14 protein-coding genes are annotated in these 19,503 nt (G+C 36.7%); 7 read left to right on the top strand and 7 right to left on the bottom strand.

Annotation, left to right across the window (positions count from 1 at the left end):
• The coding region (locus FJ213_09710; GenBank protein MBM4176430.1) for a hypothetical protein at positions 1–238 on the bottom strand (238 nt) is incomplete at its 3' end.
• Between the two features lie 313 nt (positions 239–551).
• Here FJ213_09710 and FJ213_09705 point away from each other — a divergent pair.
• The 4 genes from FJ213_09705 to FJ213_09690 all read left to right on the top strand — a co-directional run bounded on the left by FJ213_09705 (position 552) and on the right by FJ213_09690 (position 7,324).
• Positions 552–3,818 (top strand): TonB-dependent receptor, encoded by a 3,267-nt coding sequence (locus tag FJ213_09705; protein MBM4176429.1) that lies wholly within the window; start codon positions 552–554, stop codon positions 3,816–3,818.
• Positions 3,819–3,960: 142 nt separating this feature from the next.
• Positions 3,961–5,568 (top strand): acetaldehyde dehydrogenase (acetylating), encoded by a 1,608-nt coding sequence (locus FJ213_09700; protein ID MBM4176428.1) that lies wholly within the window; start codon positions 3,961–3,963, stop codon positions 5,566–5,568.
• Between the two features lie 91 nt (positions 5,569–5,659).
• On the top strand, positions 5,660–6,184 hold the full coding sequence (locus tag FJ213_09695) for a hypothetical protein (protein MBM4176427.1): 525 nt from the start codon (positions 5,660–5,662) through the stop codon (positions 6,182–6,184).
• Positions 6,185–6,229: 45 nt separating this feature from the next.
• Positions 6,230–7,324 (top strand): glycosyltransferase family 4 protein, encoded by a 1,095-nt coding sequence (locus FJ213_09690; GenBank protein ID MBM4176426.1) that lies wholly within the window; start codon positions 6,230–6,232, stop codon positions 7,322–7,324.
• A gap of 36 nt (positions 7,325–7,360) precedes the next feature.
• Here the strand turns inward: FJ213_09690 and FJ213_09685 are convergent, their stop codons facing one another.
• From FJ213_09685 to aroF, 6 genes are all read right to left on the bottom strand, one after another.
• Entirely contained in the window at positions 7,361–9,943 is a 2,583-nt protein-coding gene (locus tag FJ213_09685; GenBank protein ID MBM4176425.1) for a hypothetical protein, read from the bottom strand.
• A 79-nt stretch (positions 9,944–10,022) separates the two neighbouring features.
• Positions 10,023–10,529, bottom strand: coding sequence for a shikimate kinase (locus tag FJ213_09680; GenBank protein ID MBM4176424.1), 507 nt, complete (start codon positions 10,527–10,529; stop codon positions 10,023–10,025).
• A complete protein-coding gene (gene aroA / locus FJ213_09675; protein ID MBM4176423.1) occupies positions 10,526–11,761 on the bottom strand; it encodes a 3-phosphoshikimate 1-carboxyvinyltransferase in 1,236 nt (411 codons plus the stop codon). The genes FJ213_09680 and aroA overlap by 4 nt, the downstream gene beginning before the upstream one ends.
• 4 nt (positions 11,762–11,765) lie before the next feature.
• The gene (locus FJ213_09670; protein ID MBM4176422.1) at positions 11,766–13,232 is read right to left on the bottom strand and encodes a type I 3-dehydroquinate dehydratase; all 1,467 of its coding nucleotides are present in this window, start codon (positions 13,230–13,232) and stop codon (positions 11,766–11,768) included.
• A 1-nt stretch (position 13,233) separates the two neighbouring features.
• Positions 13,234–14,319, bottom strand: a complete 1,086-nt coding sequence (gene aroB, locus FJ213_09665; GenBank protein ID MBM4176421.1) for a 3-dehydroquinate synthase — start codon at positions 14,317–14,319, stop codon at positions 13,234–13,236.
• Positions 14,319–15,335, bottom strand: coding sequence for a 3-deoxy-7-phosphoheptulonate synthase (gene aroF / locus FJ213_09660; GenBank protein MBM4176420.1), 1,017 nt, complete (start codon positions 15,333–15,335; stop codon positions 14,319–14,321). Before aroF ends, aroB begins: the two co-directional genes overlap by 1 nt.
• A gap of 133 nt (positions 15,336–15,468) precedes the next feature.
• Between aroF and FJ213_09655 the strand changes: the two genes are divergently transcribed.
• From FJ213_09655 to FJ213_09645, 3 genes are all read left to right on the top strand, one after another.
• Complete coding sequence (locus tag FJ213_09655; GenBank protein ID MBM4176419.1) at positions 15,469–16,302, top strand: ABC transporter substrate-binding protein; 834 nt, start codon at positions 15,469–15,471, stop codon at positions 16,300–16,302.
• Between the two features lie 121 nt (positions 16,303–16,423).
• A complete protein-coding gene (locus FJ213_09650; protein MBM4176418.1) occupies positions 16,424–18,574 on the top strand; it encodes a S46 family peptidase in 2,151 nt (716 codons plus the stop codon).
• A gap of 209 nt (positions 18,575–18,783) precedes the next feature.
• Positions 18,784–19,503, top strand: a 720-nt coding sequence (locus tag FJ213_09645; protein MBM4176417.1) for a hypothetical protein, incomplete at its 3' end; no start/stop codon positions are given.

The following is a 19,503-nucleotide window of genomic DNA, read 5'->3' as shown; positions in this document are numbered from 1 at the left end:
CATTTTTAAGAACTAAATAATTTCCGGTAAGCGGTTCGGGATCATTTCTGACTCCGAATTCGAAAGTGCCAGATTCGCCCCCTTTAAATTTGCTTTTTGTATTTGTATTTGTTTTAAAAATAACATAGGGACCTTCATCGGTTTTCCAATCCCCAGCAAATTTCATTTCGATTGGCTCAGTTTCTGTTCGGCATCCAAGAATTATCAGAACTATTAAAAAGGAATAAATTCTTTTCATAATTATAAAAAATTTTGGGTGCAAAATATCAAAATGAATTGAATAAAATCTGAAATATTTTGTTGCTGATTCCCTATGCAGTGAGTGATGGCGAAGCTTTATTTTCCTTTAAAATACTAGTTGCTATCAAACAATTTTTAATTTAAGTTGAACTCGGTATTGGTATTCAAAATAATATAGGAATCATCCGGTGATACCTAAATTCAGTCCAACCTATTTTTACTTACAGGGGATAAGTGTTTGATGAATTGCAATCGTTCTCTCACTAAATCAACTCAAATTAACAACAATAAAAACAAACTTAAGGTGCAACATGAAATACAAGCTACTATTCATCTGCCTGCTTAGCATCTTCATCTTTCCCTTTGGTAATAATCTTGTTTTAGGACAGGGTGTTACCACATCGTCTATCAGCGGTATCGTTCAAGATGCCGATGGGAATGTACTTCCAGGCGCAAATATTCTAGCAGTCCACGTTCCAAGCGGAACTCAGTATGGAGCTGCAGCAAGAGATAACGGACAGTTCAACGTCCGAAATATGAGAGTAGGAGGCCCATATACAATTTCAGTCTCTTTTGTGGGATTTAAAAAAGAAACACAAGAGAATATATATCTGAGCTTAGGACAAGACCTTCGTCTCGACTTTGAGCTTGAAGTTCAGGCAGTCGAAGGTGAAGAGGTAATTGTTACAGCTCAAGTCGATGACATCTTCAATAGCAGCAGAACCGGAGCCGAAACGTTTATCGATCCGAGGTCTGTTGTCATGCTGCCAACCATTAAGCGAAGTACAAGGGATTTAACAAGATTAGATCCTCGCAGCGATGGGAACTTTAGCTTTGGCGGAAAAAACTGGCTTTACAATAACATTTCACTTGACGGCTCTTATTTTAATAATTCGTTTGGTTTGGATGATCCAGCGCCAGGCGGTCAAACAAATGCCGAACCAATTCCTTATGATGCAGTTGAACAAGTTCAAGTTTCAGTCGCTCCTTTCGATGTTCGTGAAGGAGGTTTTACCGGAGCTGGAATTAACACGGTAACAAAAAGCGGAACAAATCGTTATACAGCTTCGCTTTACAGTTTCATGAGAAGCGAAAAATTTGTCGGTAATAAAGTAAGCGGTCAGCAAATTATCGCAAATCCAGATTTGTTTTTTAACCAATCGGGTTTCAGTTCGAGCGGCGCTATCATTCAAAATAAATTATTCTTCTTCATCAATGGAGAGATTGAGAGAAGAGAAGATCCAGGAACTAATTTCACGGCTTCGAGAGGTGGAAGCACAGGTTTAGGTATCTCACGAGCAGATGCTGCCAAATTGGATCAAATAAGAAAACGAATGAAAGACGTTTATAATTACGAAACTGGTCCATACGAAAACTTCGTTCATAAAACTGAGAATGAAAAAGTTCTTGTTAAATTCGATTGGAACATTAATGAGTTCAATAATCTTAGTTTTAGATACAGCAGACTTGATGCACGCAGAGACCTACCGCCTCATCCTTTTGTTCTCAGTTCGGGCGGAAGAGGACCAAATGCAACCAGTCTCCCATTCCAAAATGCCGGCTATAAAATCAACAATAAACTGAATTCATTCGCACTTGAATTAAACTCGCATGGTGATAACTTTGCAAATCGATTTTTTGCCAGCTTCAACAGTTTCCGTGATCATCGTGATCCGTTCAGCGAGCCGTTTCCAACCATTCAAATAAATGAAGGCGGAGTAAATTACACAACCCTCGGTCATGAACCGTTCTCAATTCACAATATCTTAGATCAAGACGTTCTTCAAATAACGAATAATTTCAGTTATTTTGTGGGGAATCATGTTCTAACTGTTGGAGCTAACTACGAATCTTTTAAGTTCTTTAACTCATTTAACATTTTCCGTCATGGACTTTTTATGCTCGATGCTTCATGGGCGGGATTCTTGGGTGGAACAACATTTTCTTCTGTTGCAGATTTCTTAGCGCGCACAAATCCAAGTGATCCTGCAAACTTTTATGATTTCAGAAGCAAAATTGGAAAAGGACCTTACAAAGGTGAAAAAATTGACGTCGCTCAATTGTCTTTCTACGTTCAGGATGAGTATCTCTGGTCTTCTTCTTTCAGTCTAATTTTTGGATTAAGAGTCGATATGCCAATGTATATTACAGAACCAGAGGACAATCCATACTCAAGAGGATTAAAACTTCTTGACGAAAATGATAGTCCAGAGTCCATTGATCAGAGTAAACTTCCAGGCGCCAAACCACTTTTCTCTCCCCGAATAGGATTCAACTGGGATGTATATGAAGATAAATCTTTCCAAGTCCGCGGTGGAACTGGAATCTTTACAGGACGACTTCCATTCGTTTGGATTGGTAATGTGATTTCTAATCCAGGTTCAAATCCAAATCTTTATCCAGCAACCGGTGGAAAAGAAATCAAAACCTCTGATGATGCAATTCTTCAGCAGTCATTTGATCTGAATGGAATGGTTGATGATTTCAAATGGCCGCAAATCTGGACGAGCAATTTTGCATTTGATCATAAACTTCCTTGGGATTTACTCGGGACATTGGAATTCGTCTATGGTAAGGACATAAATGGAATCTATGTTCGTAATGCTGATTTGAGAACTCCATTTCGTTACTTAAAAGACGGAAGACCGTATTTCACAGATACCTCCGGGAATAACCAACTTAATGTCGGTCCATTTGGTGCTGATGGGGGTGCATACGTAATTGATAATTCCTCAGAAGGCTACAATTTCAGTATCACCGCACAGTTGAGAAAGAATTTTGACTTCGGGCTTTCCTCATTCTTTTCCTACACATATCTCGAAGCAAAGAGCTTATTGAAATCAACTGAAATTGCCAGTGTTCTTTGGTCAGAAAATCCTGTTCAAGGTGATCCGAATAAACCTGTTCTCAGCTACTCTGAATTTGGAAATCGTCATAGATTTGTTGCAGGCGGATTGTACCGCTATGAATGGTCGGAAAATTTTGCTACCAGCTTTGGACTCTTCTTCGAATTGGCTGAAGGAAATAGATTTGAAGGGGCTGGCGGAAATAGATATTCATTTACTTATGCCGGAGACGTTAATGGCGATGGAAGCACAGTTAATGATCTGATCTATATTCCGAAGAGTTCAAGTGAAATTAATTTTGAACCTTACACTGTCGGAACAAAGACTGTTTCTCCCGCAGAACAGTGGACAGCATTTAATGCTTTCATCGAACAAGATGAATACTTAAAAGCAAATCGTGGAAAAATTGCCGAAAGATTCGGCGCTGTCAATCCATGGTTCAGTAATATTGATCTAAGAATTCTGCAGGACTTCTCGTTCATGCTTGGCAGTCACAGACATACATTCCAATTAAGCTTGGATGTATTGAATGTTGCGAATCTTATAAGCTCAGATTGGGGTGTAAGAAAAGTTGCGAATCCTGCAGCTACAACACCACTAGAATTAGTGAAATTCAATACAAGCGGCGAACCTGTATTTAAATTTAATACAGAAACCAAATCAACCTATATTGACGATCCATCAATTAAATCAAGATGGCAATTGCAGCTTGGTTTGAGATATATCTTTTAGACAGCTCAAATAACTCGGAGTAATTCTGGGTAAAAATTCAGGGCGAGGTTAAATTCAATTTTAGCTTCGCCTTTTTTAATTTTCAAGCCGTTGCCTTTTAACGTTGGATGAGGTATTTTTCAGGGTAATTTTAGAGGAAAGAATGCAGCTCGATAAAGACTTACAATCGATTCAAGAAGTTCGTGACCTTTGCAGCCGTGCTAAAGAAGCACAGCTCGAATTCAAACATTACACTCAACAGCAAGTTGATAAAATAGTTAAAGCTATGGCTGATGCTGGTTATGCAGCCAGAGAAAAACTTGCAAAAATGGCCTGTGAAGAAACCGGCTTCGGAATAATTGAAGATAAAATCACAAAAAACATTTTCGGTTCAAAGCACGTTTATGAATCGATAAAGGATTTAAAGACGGTCGGCATTATTAATTCCTACGAAAATGGGAAAGTTTTAGAAATTGCCGAACCGATGGGCGTGGTTGCCGCATTGATTCCATCAACAAATCCTACATCGACAATGATTTACAAAGCTTTGATTTCTGTGAAAGCAAGGAATGCAATTGTTGCATCTCCCCATCCTGCCTCGGCAAAGTGCACAGTCGAGACCGCCAAACTTCTCGAGGAGGCAGCAGTTAAAGAAGGCGCTCCTCGCGGATTGATCGCATGCCTTTCTACTCCAACTCTCGAAGGAACAAATGAATTAATGAAAAATCGAAACGTTGCAGTAATATTAGCTACAGGTTCAACTCCTATGGTAAAAGCCGCATACAGTGCAGGCAAACCGGCGTATGGTGTGGGACCCGGTAACGTACCGGCATTTATTGAGAGAACTGCAAATTACAAGAAGGCTGTCGCTGACATTTTTTACGGAACAACCTTCGATAATGGAGTGCTTTGTTCTTCGGAGCAGGCAATAATTTGCGACAGACCTTTACGAGAAAAAGTAATTGAAGAATGTAAACGTATAGGCGGTTACTTTGTAAATCAGGAAGAGAAGAAAATGCTGGAAGCTGTCCTTGTTGATAAATCTGGAAGAATAAATCCTGAGATCGTTGGACGAACAGCTTCTGCAATTGCACAAAAAGCTGGTTTCACTGTTCCTGCAAATACTCGAGTACTTATATGCGAATTAACTACAGTCGGAAAGATTGAACCGCTATCGATGGAAAAGCTTTCACCAATTTTAGCATTTTATACTGAAGAGGGTTGGCTGAATGGATGTCATCGCTGTATTGAGTTGTTGGAATTCGGCGGTGTTGGTCACACACTCGTGATTCACTCGAACGACAAAGATATTATTATGAAGTTTGCAATTGAAAAACCTTCGTTCAGAATTTTAGTTAATACTGTTGCATCTCTTGGCGCTGTCGGATTCACAACTGCTCTTTATCCATCATTGACATTAGGACCCGGAACTTGGGGAGGATCGATTATTTCTGAAAATGTTACAGCAAAACATCTGCTTAATTACAAAAAGCTTGCATTCGAGGTCAATCCGATTAACCAAGATTCTGGGGGAAGTCTGAATTCGTTTGCTGGCTCCTCGCACATTTCACAATCTCCTTCTGATAAAAATGCTACAAATTGGATCCAGGAAGTAGAGGAACGGATGCGGACGCGAGCAGGCAATCCGCCTATCAAAGATTCGTACACATATAAAAAAGGAGAGGTTCCTCAACCTGAATCTGGCAAAATTCTTGGAACAGGAATAAGTGAAGATGAAATTGATAAAATCATTAAAGAGTTCAAGAAATAAGAAAGCTAGAAAAGTAAAAAGTTTATAAAGTTCATAAAGTTATAAGGTTCATAAAGTTTGAAGGTTAGAGAATTTATTTAATAATATCGAAATGACAGAAAAAGCTTTTTTCAATAATGTACTACAGGATAAGGAAGATATACTTGGTAAGTTTATTCAAATTCTGGATAAACATCAGATTGATTATTGCGTGATTGGAGGACTTGCAGTCAACGCTTATGTTGAACCAGTTGTAAGTCTTGATTTAGATATAGTTCTAGCAGTTGAACTTTTAGATAAGTTTCTAGCCGAAGCCAAAAGATCCTTTGAAATTGAAGATTTTTCTCATAGCTATAACTTGAGCACAAAAGATTCTGATTTGAGAATTCAAATTCAAAAAGATGGACGGTGTCAGCCATTTATTAGCAGGGCAAAAGTTAACTCCGTATTAGGATACAAATTGAAAGTTGCTTGCATCGAAGATGTTCTTCAGGGAAAAATTTGGGCTTATTCCGATACTGAAAAACGTAAAAGTAAAAGACAGAAAGATCTTGCAGATATTTTGAGATTAGTCGAGTCAAATCCAGAACTGATTAAACTTCTCCCCGAAAAAATCAAGAATAACTTTCTAAACTAGCGTTGGCATTCGACAAAGAATTTTTTAATCAATCATAAACTGCAAATGAATATTCTCTTTATAAATTCTATTCAAATGTGGGGCGGCGGTGAAGTTTTTTTGATGGATATAATGTCCGGGTTAAGAGAGCGCGGACATAAAATTTATTTACTCTGCAGATATGATACTGAATTAGCTGAAAATGCTTGGAAGAAAAAGTTCGATGTCACAGGTATGAGATTCGGCGGCGATTTGGATCCTATAGTCGTATGGAAAACGCAAAAATTTATGCGGGAAAAAAAGATTGATGTTGTCTGCACAAATCTTGATAAAGAACTCCGCTTCGGAGGAATTGCCGCAAAACTTGCTGGTGTCAAAGCTGTAATTCCAAGTCGAGAGGTTGACGTGCCGCTGAAAAATAATTTACGCTATAGATTTGTTTATAATTTTCTTGTGACTCATTTAATCGTAAACTCCAATGCAACTAAAAATTCTGTAATGAAGAGCGCACCTTGGTTAAAAGAAAATAAGATAAGCGTAATTTATAAAGGTATATCTCTTCGACCTTATGAAATTAAACCAACAAAATCGCTTTGTGAAGAATTAGGATTTAATGAGAAAACAAAATTTGTAACTTTTATCGGACAGCTTGAGAAACGTAAAGGAATAAAGTATCTGCTCGAAGCTTGGAAATCAATTCATTCTAAACATGAAGATTCCGTTCTGCTGCTCATCGGCAAAGGTCCTATGAAAGAATACATTGAAGAATTTATTTCGTCAAATAATCTCGAGTCACAGATTAAATTGCTTGGATTCAGAAACGATATTCCTTCTATTCTTCAGCAGTCTTATTTACTGACTCTTCCATCTTTATATGAAGGATTTGGTTATGTTTTGGTTGAGGCAATGGCGGCAAGGATTCCAACTGTTGCAACCAACGTAAGCAGCATTCCAGAGATTGTCGATGATAAAAATACTGGACTTCTCGTTCCTATTGAAGACTCAATTAAACTTGCTGATGCAATTTCTTATTTACTGAATCATCCAAATGAAACAAAAAGTATGGGGATGCTGGGGAGAAAAATTGTTGAGAATAAATTTAAAATAGATTTAATGATTGATAATTTTGAAAAAGTGTTTTTACAATCAATAATTATGTAGGGACGTAATGCATTACGTCCCTATATAAAACACCTGTTATTCAGCAAGTCCAGCATAATGAATTGCGTTAAACAAAAGCTTGAATGTTCCAAATGTTTGGTGGCGATTCTGCACGCCGAATCCAAACAAAATCACTCTTCCTTTTTTCTGTTTGATATCAACCACTGCCGATTTTTTATAAAGATAATCTTCTCCCAATAAATAACCGGATTTCAATAAATTCAAAGTTGGATATCTTGCAACCACAGTACGATCAAACTGCCCAAAAGGAATAGAAGTTTGAAATGCAATGTTTGAATTTTGATAACCTATAATCTCCTCTTCCAAGCCAAATCCGATAGGGTGGGTATTATCAACATTCATTTTAATCAATGAACCAGGGCAGAAGAATTGATCACTTTTTATATTTTTTAAAACATTCGTAACTCTCAATCCAAGGTCTTCAATAGCAAAATTACAAGCTTCGCCAAGAGCAATAACAACACCTCCATCCTTCTCAACAAACGATTTTAAATTCTCTAAACCAATTTTTCCAATTCCGCTGTCATATTCTGGAGGTTTTGGACGATTGTACCTCGCATTCTCGCCTTGAAAATAACCTGTCTTAATCAAGTCGCCGCTCATAGATGGAATGATTATTACATCATATCTTTCTTTTAAATTTTTTGTTTTAAAATCTTTATTATGAAGTGCGGCGAAATCAAATTCAAAGTTTTCGAGTAAAAGGCGCGTCCAACCTTCATCCATACTTGCAGTGAATGGCTGATAGAGCCCGACTTTAACTTTTTTCAATTCTTTCAGCTTAATGTTATCAATTTCACTTGCGGAATAGATTTCTAAATGCAGCTGTTCTGCAGTATTCTTCACATATTCTTTGTTTTTAGAATTTTGCGGAATCACAACTGAGCCTGCAGAAAATTCTTTATCCCCGATCTTCATCTTTTCATTCAGCCAAAATGTTTTTACTCCAAGTTTGTGAAGACGATTCATAAAAGTTGAGTTAGCATTTAAACCTGCCGGCGCGATAAAATATTTACCTTCTTTATCCTCGATTTTTCCTTTTGGATAATTCGCATCGTTTAGTAACCTAAAATCATCACTAAATGGTTTATCAATTTGAAAAAATTTCACCCCCATTAGATAAGGAAGCGTCCAACCGGCAACATCGTATGGGCGAATTGGACTTTCGGTTTTTGATTTACGCAAATCTGGATATAGCTGTTCTTCAAATAAATCTTTCACGTATCGCCCTTTCGGCTGAGCGAGATAAATCACATAACTTTCTGCAGGATAAGTTACATTATCAATTTTGAATTCTTTATCAGAAAAATGAACTTCAACTCCCGCCATTTGCAGCACTTCAATCATTTTTGAAGTGGTTACCGGATCGTTTTGATTTCTCGGTACGATGAATGCAAATGGTCTTTCCGATTTTCCTTTTTCTACAGCATCTCTTCCCATTAAATAATAATTGTAGAGAAATTCTTCTTTAAACATAGAAGATATTTCAATTAGACTATATGTTAATGCAATTTCGTAATTGACAATATCACGCAATCTCCACCACCCGCCGCGCCATGGATTTGAATAATTTGTACGAATATCGTACGTGGTCAATTCAGGTGTCACACGAACTTCCGAAGGATCAATATAAATTGGGCTTGCGATATTACAACTTGCCATCTCAGAAAGAAGCGCGATCTGGTTGTGCCAAAGTCCACAATCGCTTGCAGGTCCTTGCCACCATCCTTCAAATATTGCCTGATCGATTATACCAGTGAATCCTTGCTGCTCAAGATGAAGTGAGGTAAGCCCGCCGATTACTTTTTGCCATTTCCAAATCAAAGGATGAACATTTGGATTAATTGGATCTTTATACGGCACGACAAACAATCTTGCACCGCTGCTTCCCATCTGATGTTGATCTAACCAAATCTGCGGAAACCACTTATGCCAAGCGACATTAATAACATTGCGAGTTTCGGGAAGATTGAACATAAACCAATCGCGATTGTTGTCGTGTCCGGCATATTCATGATAAAGATACGGCATTGAACTTCCGTCATATTCAGTATTTAAATATTTATTGTACCAATTAACGATCATAGTTGTACCGTCAGGATTAATTGACGGCATGATAATAAATATTACATCTTTTAATGCATCATTGATTTTTGACGGAGCTGAATTCGTAATGAGATTATGTGCCAGTTCCATAGACATTTGCGCAGATGCAATTTCAGTCGAATGTATATTGCAGGTGACAAGTACAACAACTTTTCCTTCTTTCGATAATTTTTTTGCTTCTTCTTCTGTAATCTTTCTTGGATCTGAAAGAGTTCTAACAACATTTCTATAACTCTCAAGATTCTTTAAATTTTCTTCCGTACTGATTATTGCCATGAACATGTCACGCTTTTGAACACTTTTTCCAATTTCTTCATATACAATTTTATTCGAATGCAGTGCAAGATGTTTGAAATATTTTTGGATAGTTTCAAAATCAGCAATTTTAAAATCGGCACCTACCTTATATCCTAAATATTCTTCAGGGGTTTGGAGCGATTGCGAAAATACATGAGATGAAATAATTAGAAGGGCTAATAATAAACGTAACATCTTTCCTCCAAATAATATTTAACTAACCGAAGTTTATCTTCAGCTGAACTTTTGCGAACTTTATCGAATTATACGAAAGTTATTTTTCAATCTCTTTAATTATTTGTGCCGCACATTCCTCAATGGTATGTGTCGAAGTATTAACACGAAAATCCATAAACTCTTCGTATAGTGGGTTCCTCCGGTTGTACGCAAACACAATGTCATCTTCAGTATTTAACAGTGGATTGAGCTTTGGCCGAGTTGAATCATGAATTATTCTGTTTTTGATATCTTTCAAACTGGCAGAAACGTAAACAATAAATCCCCGAACCCTAAGGTGATCGATGTTAAGCGGATTCTCAACTACTCCTCCGCCTGTATCAATTACTGATTCATCTTCATCAGAAATCTTTTCAATTACAGCAGACTCAACATCCCGGAAATATTCCCATCCATTTTTTTCAACGATTTCTTGAATTGATTTTTCTTCATGCTCTTCGATTAATGCATCACTGCTTATTACCCTCATTGAGAGTTTTTTTGAAAGAATATCAGCAAGTGAAGATTTTCCTGCGCCTCGGAAACCAATCAAAACAATGTTCATAGTTTATAAATCCTTTTCATATTACTGAATTCATTCCAGAAATTCGGAAAAGATTTTTTTACACAGTTTTTATTCAGAATTTTAATTTTCGGATTAACCAATTTGGCTATCGCAAAACTCATTGCCATTCTATGGTCATTGTATGTTGAAATTTCTGCTGCTCGAAGTTTTCCTGGTGTGATTTCTAAACCATCTTCAGTTTCATTTACATAAGCGCCAATTTTTCTCAATTCAGTCGAAAGTGCTTTTAAGCGATCCGTCTCTTTAAGCCTTAGATTAGCCACGTTCCGAATTTTAGTTTTTCCCTTCGCAAAACAGGCTGTAACAGCAAGAGTTTGAACAATATCCGGCGATGAATTTAAATCAATAGATATTCCTTTCAGCCTTTTCCCTGTCAGTACAATTTCTGAATTACGAATTTCTATTTTACAACCCATTCTTTTTAAAACACCAATAAACTTGATATCCGCCTGATTTGATTCTTTTGTCAATCCATGAATCGTAATTTTCTTTTTTGCGACTGCAGCCGTAGCAAAAAAATACGAAGCAGATGACGCATCGGGCTCAATTGTAATTTTTGTCGCGCCGTAAAAATTTTTCTCGGCAAGAACAAATTTTTTATACTCAATATTTCTAACATTCACTCCGAACTGCTTCTGCATTTCGAGCGTCATATCAACATAAGGCTTTGAGACCAATTCTCCTTCAACATGAATCTCAGTATTTTTTCTCATAAATGGCAAAATCATTAACAAGGCAGAGAGAAATTGACTGCTTTCTGAGGAATTGATACTTATTCTTCCCCCAATCACTTTACTTTTGTAAATCTTGAGAGGAGGAAAGTTTTTATTAGAAGTTATTCTTATTCCTGCTTGCTTAAGTGATTTCACAAGATTTCCAATTGGTCTTTGACGCATTCGCTTCGAACCATCTAGAGTTATAGTCCCATTATTCAAAGCAAGAAGTGCGGTTAAAAATCTGAATGTTGTTCCTGCATTGCCACAGGAAATTGTTAATCCTGTTCGAGAAAAACTTCCAGCAAGTCCAATAACTTCAACCACATTATTTTTTTTAATTATTTTAATGCCAAGCTTCCGAAGAGCTTTTACCATAAGTTTCGTATCGTCACAATCAGCAAAATTCTCAATCACACTTTTGCCTTCGGCAAGTGCAGCCAAAATCAGTGCTCTGTTCGTTAGACTTTTAGAAGGTGGAGGAGTGAAAACGTACATTAGATCAGAGTGATTGGTTAAAATTCCTTAGAAGATATTTACGCATTTGGTTTCGGGAAAGATTAGATTTAGTAAACAGTTTGAATTGAATAAGCGCCTGCTCGAGAAAGAAATCAAATCCGTTAATGACTTTGCAATTATGCCTCTCTGCAAGGAGTATAAATTTCGAGTCGAATGGATTTAACGCAACATCCATGGTAAGTTTAACCGATCCGGTTTTCAACACTCCCTTAAATGTTGAAAGTAAATATTCATTATCGCCTGGTGTTGCATTTACTACCACATCAAAATTTACTTCTTTTTGTTTGATATTTTCAAGTAAAAAAACATCAAACTCTTGTGCAAGCTGTTTTGATTTTTGAATTGTTCTATTGGTAACGTAAACATTATTATTGAACTCTTTCATCGCAAAAATAAAAGCCCGCGCAGTTCCCCCCGCTCCTATGATTAAAACATTTTTGTTTTGCAGATATGAGTTTTCGCAAATAAACTTTTTTGCCGCTAAATAATCTGTGTTGTAAAATATTATATTCTCATGTGCAAATAATGCCGTGTTTGCAGAACCGATTGATCCTACCAAATCTGAAACTTGTTTAGAAAGCGAAAGAATTTTTTCCTTATGAGGGATGGTAATGCTCACACCATCAACTAAGCCAGCAAAAGTTTTCGCAAAACTTTGAACATTATCAGTTAGAAAGTTTACGTAAACTCCATTAAAATTATTCATTGAAAATCCATAATTATGAAATATCCAGCTTTTACTTTGCTTTAATGGATTTCCGATTATCCCATAGACTTTTGTTTTTCTGTTTAGTTTGTGATAATTCAAATATTCTGCAATTGTTTCAACTGGAAGCTGCCCTGCAGCGGTTGTTGTTTCGTCATCTATTGATGAATAGGTTAGATAAGTTCCATACTTCTTTCCAAGTATTCGACTGACTTTTCCAAGCTCGCCCATACAATGAGCCGTTAGTTTAATTTTTTTGCTTTGCACAGATTCAAGTAAATGAAATATTCTTGCATTGTCTTCCATCTTATTTGCTTGAACAGAAATTTTATATGAATGTGCAATAATTTTTTCCATCCTGCCTAAGATAACTTTTAGCTCGGCTAAGCGCGGTGTGCGTTGAAAATCGTGATACGAAAGAATGATTTTTGACTTTCTCGAATTAGAAATTAGGTCATCAATAATTTCTTTCCCCCAACTAAAATCAATGTCAATATATTCTGCGCCAGAACTGAAAGCAATCGAGTATAATTCTCTCATTCGAGTCAGCGCCGCTCCGCTTACTTTCTCTTTTCTAAATGTGACTATTTTTTCTATCGTTTTATCTTTGAGGATTTTTTTAAAAACGGCGGGATCAATGTTTTCAATTCTTACTTCAATTAAATCGGCAGAATATTTTTTGGCTTTCTTTACAGCAGATTTATAATCGAAATAATTTTTTGGCGCGGCTGAGATTACTAACATTTCAATTTTCAAAAGCTGATTTTACAATAGGTTTATTAACTACTATATTGAATTCACATTTACCAATTTTTGAGGGGAGTGAAAAAACTATTTTATCCTTAACCTTTTTCTTGTCAAATAGTATTTTTTCCCAGATTAAATTAAACTTATACCGACTGCGAAATTTTCTATCAAGTCCTAGGTTGGAAATTAATTCAGCGATCCTGCCGAACTCACTGGCTTGTAAAATTTTCATTTGATTTGCAATTCGAGACTCAACTATCATTCCCTCTGCAACAGCGAAGCCATGTTTGACTCTATAATTTGAGAAAGCCTCTATTGCGTGTCCAATTGTGTGACCAAAATTTAAAATTTTTCTGAGCCCGTTTTCGGTTTCATCCTGCTGAACAATTCCACTTTTTATCCTAACGCATTTTTCAATACAATATTGAAGAACTTCAGGATCGCGCATCAATAGTTTTTCAAAATTATCTTCAAGAAAACGAAATAAATTATTACTAGCAATTACAGAACTTTTTATAATTTCAGCAAGACCATTTAAATATTCAACAACCGGCAGGGTTTTTATAAAATCTATATCTATTAAAACAAATGAAGGTTGATGAATCGTCCCGATCATGTTTTTCGATTCAGGTAAATTTATCCCCGTTTTACCTCCAATCGAACTGTCTACTTGTGCAATTATTGTTGTCGGCACTTGAACATATTTTATTCCGCGCAAAATTGTGGAAGCTAATAATCCAGTGATATCTCCGACCACCCCTCCGCCGAGTGCAATGAGAATTGTGTTTCTCGTTGGATGCTGTAAAATTACTTCACGTTCGAGCAGATCTCTAACTTTTTGGGATTTGCTCTTATCTCCAGATGGAATTTTAATAAGATGTGTTTTGAAATTTTTGTTAGAAAGAAGTCCTGATTTGATTTTTGATTTGTATAACTTATCGATTTTTGTATCGGTGACAATTATACATTTATCAGGAGAAAATTTTTCTGATATTAACTTTCCCAGAGAGAAGAAATTATTTCTGCCAATCTGGATTTTATAAGATCTATCAGATCTTTTTTTTAGGTTAAGTTCTATTTCCATCAGTTGGAAAGTGTTTTACCGACGGCTTCTGCAACCTTCTTAGCTTTTTTCATCAGTTCTTCAAACTGCTCTAAACGAATTGCCTGGTCAGAATCCGAGTAAGCGAGTTCAGGCTGATGATGAACTTCCAGCATTAGTCCATCTGCGCCAGCAGCAATAGCTGCAAGACTCATAGGTATAACATAATCGCGTTTGCCTGTTGCGTGACTTGGATCAACAATCACAGGCAGATGGCTGCGTTGCTTAATAGCTGGAATGATACTCATATCGAGTGTGTTTCTTGTATAATCTGAAAACGTTCTAATTCCTCTTTCGCAAAGAATTACATTTTTATTCCCGCCGATTAAAATATACTCAGCACTGAAAAGAAACTCTCGCAAAGTGGCAGAAAAATTTCGTTTAAGAAGAACCGGCTGAGATATTTCACCAACTGCTCGAAGTAAATTAACATTGTGCATATTACGCGCACCAATCTGGATTATATCAACAATCCCTTCGAAATATTTTAAGTCGTTGTAGTCGAGAACTTCTGTAATTATTTTTAATCCAGTATCATATTTTAACTGCTCAAGCATTTCGAGTGCCCGCATCCCTAATCCTTGAAATGTATAAGGATTCGTTCTGTACTTGAATGCACCTGCACGAAGAATTTTAACCCCGTTTCTTTTCAACGAGGATGCAACTTTCTTTAATTGTTCTTCCGATTCAACCGCGCAGGGCCCTGCAATTATTGTTAACTCCCTGCCCCCAATCTTAACATCGTTTAAATCGATTATTGTTTCAAGGGCATTTACATTTTTATATACGAGTTTATAATCTTCATTTATTGTTACAACAGACTCGACGTTGGGCAGGGATTTGAAAAGATCAACATTCACATCAAAATTCGGCTGTGTCAAGATTACAGTTTTTTCAATATTTTTTAATATTGAAAACTCCAGCCCAATTCGTTGAACATGTGTTAAAACATTTTCAATTTCAGGTGTAGTTGCGCTGCTTTGCATCACAATTATCATAAAAAGCTCTTTTTAACTCTCTTGGTTGAAACTCTTATATATTTTATATTTGTACAAAATATTGAAATCTTCAAAATTGTTTCACTCCGATTGATGCGAAGATTTTCGTCTCAAAAATAATGCAATTAAAAATATGAATCAAAAAATACTTCGAGTTGGACATAGTCCCGATCCTGACGACGCTTTTATGTTTTACGGTCTAGCGTTCGACTATGTAAAAATAGACAATTATAAAATTGAACACGTTCTGGAAGACATTCAATCACTTAATATTCGTGCAATGAAAGGCGAATTGGAAGTCACAGCGATTTCTGCGCACACTTTTCCTTATGTGGCGGATAAATATTACGTTATGCGAACAGGTTCAAGCATGGGGATTGGCTATGGCCCGCTCATTGTATCAAGAAAATATTTCTCCATTGCGGAACTCAAAGGGAAGAAAGTCGCTCACCCGGGAGAGCTTACTACTGCAACTCTCCTCACTAAAATTTATATCAATGATATTCAATTACACGCTTATCCATTCGATGAAATTTTATCGGCGATTGAAAAAGATGAAGTTGATGCAGGTGTAATAATTCATGAGGGACAAATAACTTATCAGAATCTTGGTTTCAAAAAAATTCTTGATTTTGGAGAATTGTGGAAAGAAGAAACCGGACTTCCGCTCCCCCTCGGACTCGATGTTGTTCGTAAAGATCTCGGTCATGAAACTGCAGTTAAAATTTCAAGCGGATTAAAAACATCTATAGAGTACGGATACAAAAACTTGCAGGACGCTGTAACCTATGCTCTAAAGTTTGGCAGAGGTCTAAGCTTTGAGCTTGGCGAAAAATTTATAAAAATGTACGTAAATGAACTTACAATCGATATGGGAGATGAAGGGAAAAAAGCTTTGGACTTACTTTTCCAGAAAGCTTTTGAGAAAGGATTGATCAAATATAAAATCGATTTTGAGCTTGTCTAAACTTGTAACTACTTACTTTAACATTCGTACAAAACGCCTCATACAATTTAATCTGGTATAGCTCGTTGAATACCAAAAAATTTAACTTACTATCTTATAATAAATAATTGAAGGAGTAATAATGACTCACCTTAAAAAATCTGCTCCATTCCTTGCATTTTTGATTTCACTATTCATTGTTGCTGGCTGTTCATCGAACCAGACAATAATGAAATCCGATTCATCAGAAAGTTATGAATGGGTTAAAGCTGGAAAATTTGACAACGGCAAGATGTGGACATTTGATTTCCCACCAATGAAATACTTCGAAGAGGAATATAATTTTTCTCCATCGAATGAATGGTTCGAGAAAGCGAGACTTTCTGCTCTCAGACTTCCAGGTTGTTCAGCATCTTTCGTTTCTGAAGATGGACTTGTAATGACAAACCATCATTGTATTCGCGGCTCTCTTGATAGAGTAAATAAAGAGGGAGAGAATCTTCCAGATAATGGATTTTATGCCGCCACTTTAGAGGAGGAAAGAAAAGTCCCTAATCTATACATTGATCAGCTTGTACTGATTGAAGATGTAACTGAAAATGTTAAAGCCGCATTCGAAAGCGGAACTACTGACGAAGAGAAAGTCTCAAACAGAAAAAATAAAATATCAGAAATCGAAAAAAGCTTCAACGAGAAAACCGGACTAATTTGTAATGTAATTACCTTCTTCAACGGCGGGAGATATTCTATTTATGGATATAAGAGGTACAAAGATGTCCGGTTGGTTTTCGCTCCGGAGACACAAATCGCTTACTACGGCGGAGATTATGATAACTTCACTTACCCCCGTTATGATGTTGACTGTGCTTTCTACCGTGTATACGACGAAGATGGCAAGCCGTTAAAAACAGAAAATTATTTCAAATGGAACAAAGAAGGTGTTCAAGAAGGTGAAGTAATTTTTGTTATTGGAAATCCGGGAAGAACAAGCCGGTTGAACACAATCGCACAGCTTGAATTTTTCAGAGACTATGCTTATCCATATACTCTTGGACTATTGGGTGATTTAGTAAAAGTTTACACTGACTTCTTAGAAAACAATCCTGATAAAAAACTCGAGTATCAATCACGTTTATTCGGTTTCGCAAATTCACTGAAAGCTTATACAGGATATCTGGGTGGACTAAAAGATCCATACCTAATGGCAAAGAAAAAAGATTTTGAGAAAACTTTTAAAAGTGCTGTCTTTAGCAAGCCAGGTTTGAAAGCTAAATACGGGACAATTTGGAATGATATTGCCAAGATTCAGGCAGAGAAATCAAATATATATTATGAACTTAATTCATATAACTTAAAAGGACCTGGCCGCACAATATACTTCTCTATCGCAGCTGATTTAGTTGAGTATGCACATCAATTGCAGATGCCGGAGGAAAAGCGCGGACCAAAATATAAAGGCGGAGCGCTCGACACTCTCAAGATGAAATTCTATCCTAAATTTGAAGCAGAACTCGAAAATGCAACTTTAGAGTTTCAGCTTGAGCAAATGAAAACTGCATTAGGCAGCAAGAACGACGCATTCAATAAATTGACTGGAGGAAAAACCTCAAAAGCTTCAGCTGCCGATTTATTGAACAAATCAATTCTCTCAAACAAAGAATCAGTTGAAGCCCTCTTGGAAAAATCACCGGAAGAGATTTTAGGTTCAACCGATCCATTTGTTTCATTTGTAGTAAACATTGAAAACAAAGCAAATGAACTCAGAAAATCTTACACTGAACTTCAGGGAAAAGAAGCTGCAAAAGTTCAGCCGCTTGGAAATGCTATGTACGATATTTACGGAAATACTTTCCCGCCGGATGCAACATTCACTTTGCGTATCGCCGATGGCATTGTAAAAAGTTACGAATATAATGGAACTATTGCTCCAGTAGTTACAACTTTTTATGGAATGTACGACAGACATTTTTCGTTCAAAGGAAAATCAGATTGGGAATTACCTGAAAGATGGAAAAATCCGCCAGCAGCCTTTGATCTAAGCACCCCAGTTAATTTCATTTCTACTGCAGATATCATTGGCGGAAATTCCGGAAGTCCGTTGATCAATAAAAATCTTGAAGTCGTCGGTTTAGCATTTGATGGAAACATCGAAAGTCTGCCTGGTAATTTCATTTTCGATGATACGAAAAATCGCACGGTTGCTGTTCACACAGCAGGAATGATTGAAGCGATGGAAGATATCTACAATGCTCAGCGAATTGTCGATGAACTTATCAATGGAAAGATAAAATAGATTATTTTAATAATAAAAAAGAAAACCAAAATTCTTTCCTAACATTGTTGATTTCTTAGTGATACTATGTGCCCTTAGTGTCTTAGTGGTTCAAAACTACCGACAAGTAAGGGCACAAAACTAATGGGGCAAAGTTCCCCTATTTCCCTTCTTACTTTTTAAACTAACTTTTCTTATACTTCAATAAGATTAAAATTTTCTGAAAATAAATGGAGGTTAAAATGAAATACAATTTCATTTCGTTATTGTTGGTTGCTGCAGCTTTTCTTCTCATTTCATCAAACAATTCGAAAGCACAGATTTCACTTCAAGCCGGAATCGGAGGCGGTATGGTCTCTCCACTTTCAGACTACTCCGGAACTACACAAGATTTTTATTCGGGAAAAAATTACGGACTTTCATCAGGTTATATTCTTCATGCAAAAGCGAGATTGGGTTTGCTTGCCTTAAATGCTTTTGCACAGATTGATTACAGTTCACTAAGTAACGATGGAGAATCTGAACCTGGCAAAGGAAAAGTCGAGTTAACCCAAAATATCCTTTCAATCAAAGCTGGACCGGAATTTTCTCTCGGTCTGCCTCTTCTTCCAATTAAGCCGTACTTAAATGCATTTATTTCTTTCAATTCATTCAGTGGGGAAACTAAATTTAATGGCGTTGCGAAAGTCCCAAGCGGAACTCATAAATTAGAACCAGCTTCGAGAATTGGAGCCGGCGGCGGAATCGGTGCGATAATTAACCTCGGACCGATGATGAAACTTGATCTTGGTCTTCAATACAACATGCTGAATTTGTTTGGAAAGACTTGGGAAGATGCAAATCCCATAAAAGATCAAAGATTAGATTCCTATCTTTCTCTTAATGATGAAAAAGACCCTCTGATAAATCTCGGTGGTGATGAGCATTTTATTTCTGCTACAAGAAGTATA

It is taken from the genome of Ignavibacteria bacterium, assembly GCA_016873845.1.
Classification (GTDB): Bacteria; Bacteroidota; Ignavibacteria; order Ch128b; family Ch128b; genus JAHJVF01.
This window is presented reverse-complemented; position numbering and strand designations above follow the sequence as displayed.

Coding starts and splice junctions, on each gene's coding strand:
- FJ213_09680 (MBM4176424.1), bottom strand. CDS start 10,529: ATGAACATTGTTTTGATTGGTTTCCGAGGCGCAGGAAAATCTTCACTT.
- FJ213_09690 (MBM4176426.1), top strand. CDS start 6,230: ATGAATATTCTCTTTATAAATTCTATTCAAATGTGGGGCGGCGGTGAA.
- aroA (MBM4176423.1), bottom strand. CDS start 11,761: ATGTACGTTTTCACTCCTCCACCTTCTAAAAGTCTAACGAACAGAGCA.
- FJ213_09670 (MBM4176422.1), bottom strand. CDS start 13,232: ATGTTAGTAATCTCAGCCGCGCCAAAAAATTATTTCGATTATAAATCT.
- FJ213_09695 (MBM4176427.1), top strand. CDS start 5,660: ATGACAGAAAAAGCTTTTTTCAATAATGTACTACAGGATAAGGAAGAT.
- FJ213_09655 (MBM4176419.1), top strand. CDS start 15,469: ATGAATCAAAAAATACTTCGAGTTGGACATAGTCCCGATCCTGACGAC.
- aroF (MBM4176420.1), bottom strand. CDS start 15,335: ATGATAATTGTGATGCAAAGCAGCGCAACTACACCTGAAATTGAAAAT.
- aroB (MBM4176421.1), bottom strand. CDS start 14,319: ATGGAAATAGAACTTAACCTAAAAAAAAGATCTGATAGATCTTATAAA.
- FJ213_09705 (MBM4176429.1), top strand. CDS start 552: ATGAAATACAAGCTACTATTCATCTGCCTGCTTAGCATCTTCATCTTT.
- FJ213_09650 (MBM4176418.1), top strand. CDS start 16,424: ATGACTCACCTTAAAAAATCTGCTCCATTCCTTGCATTTTTGATTTCA.
- FJ213_09685 (MBM4176425.1), bottom strand. CDS start 9,943: ATGTTACGTTTATTATTAGCCCTTCTAATTATTTCATCTCATGTATTT.
- FJ213_09700 (MBM4176428.1), top strand. CDS start 3,961: ATGCAGCTCGATAAAGACTTACAATCGATTCAAGAAGTTCGTGACCTT.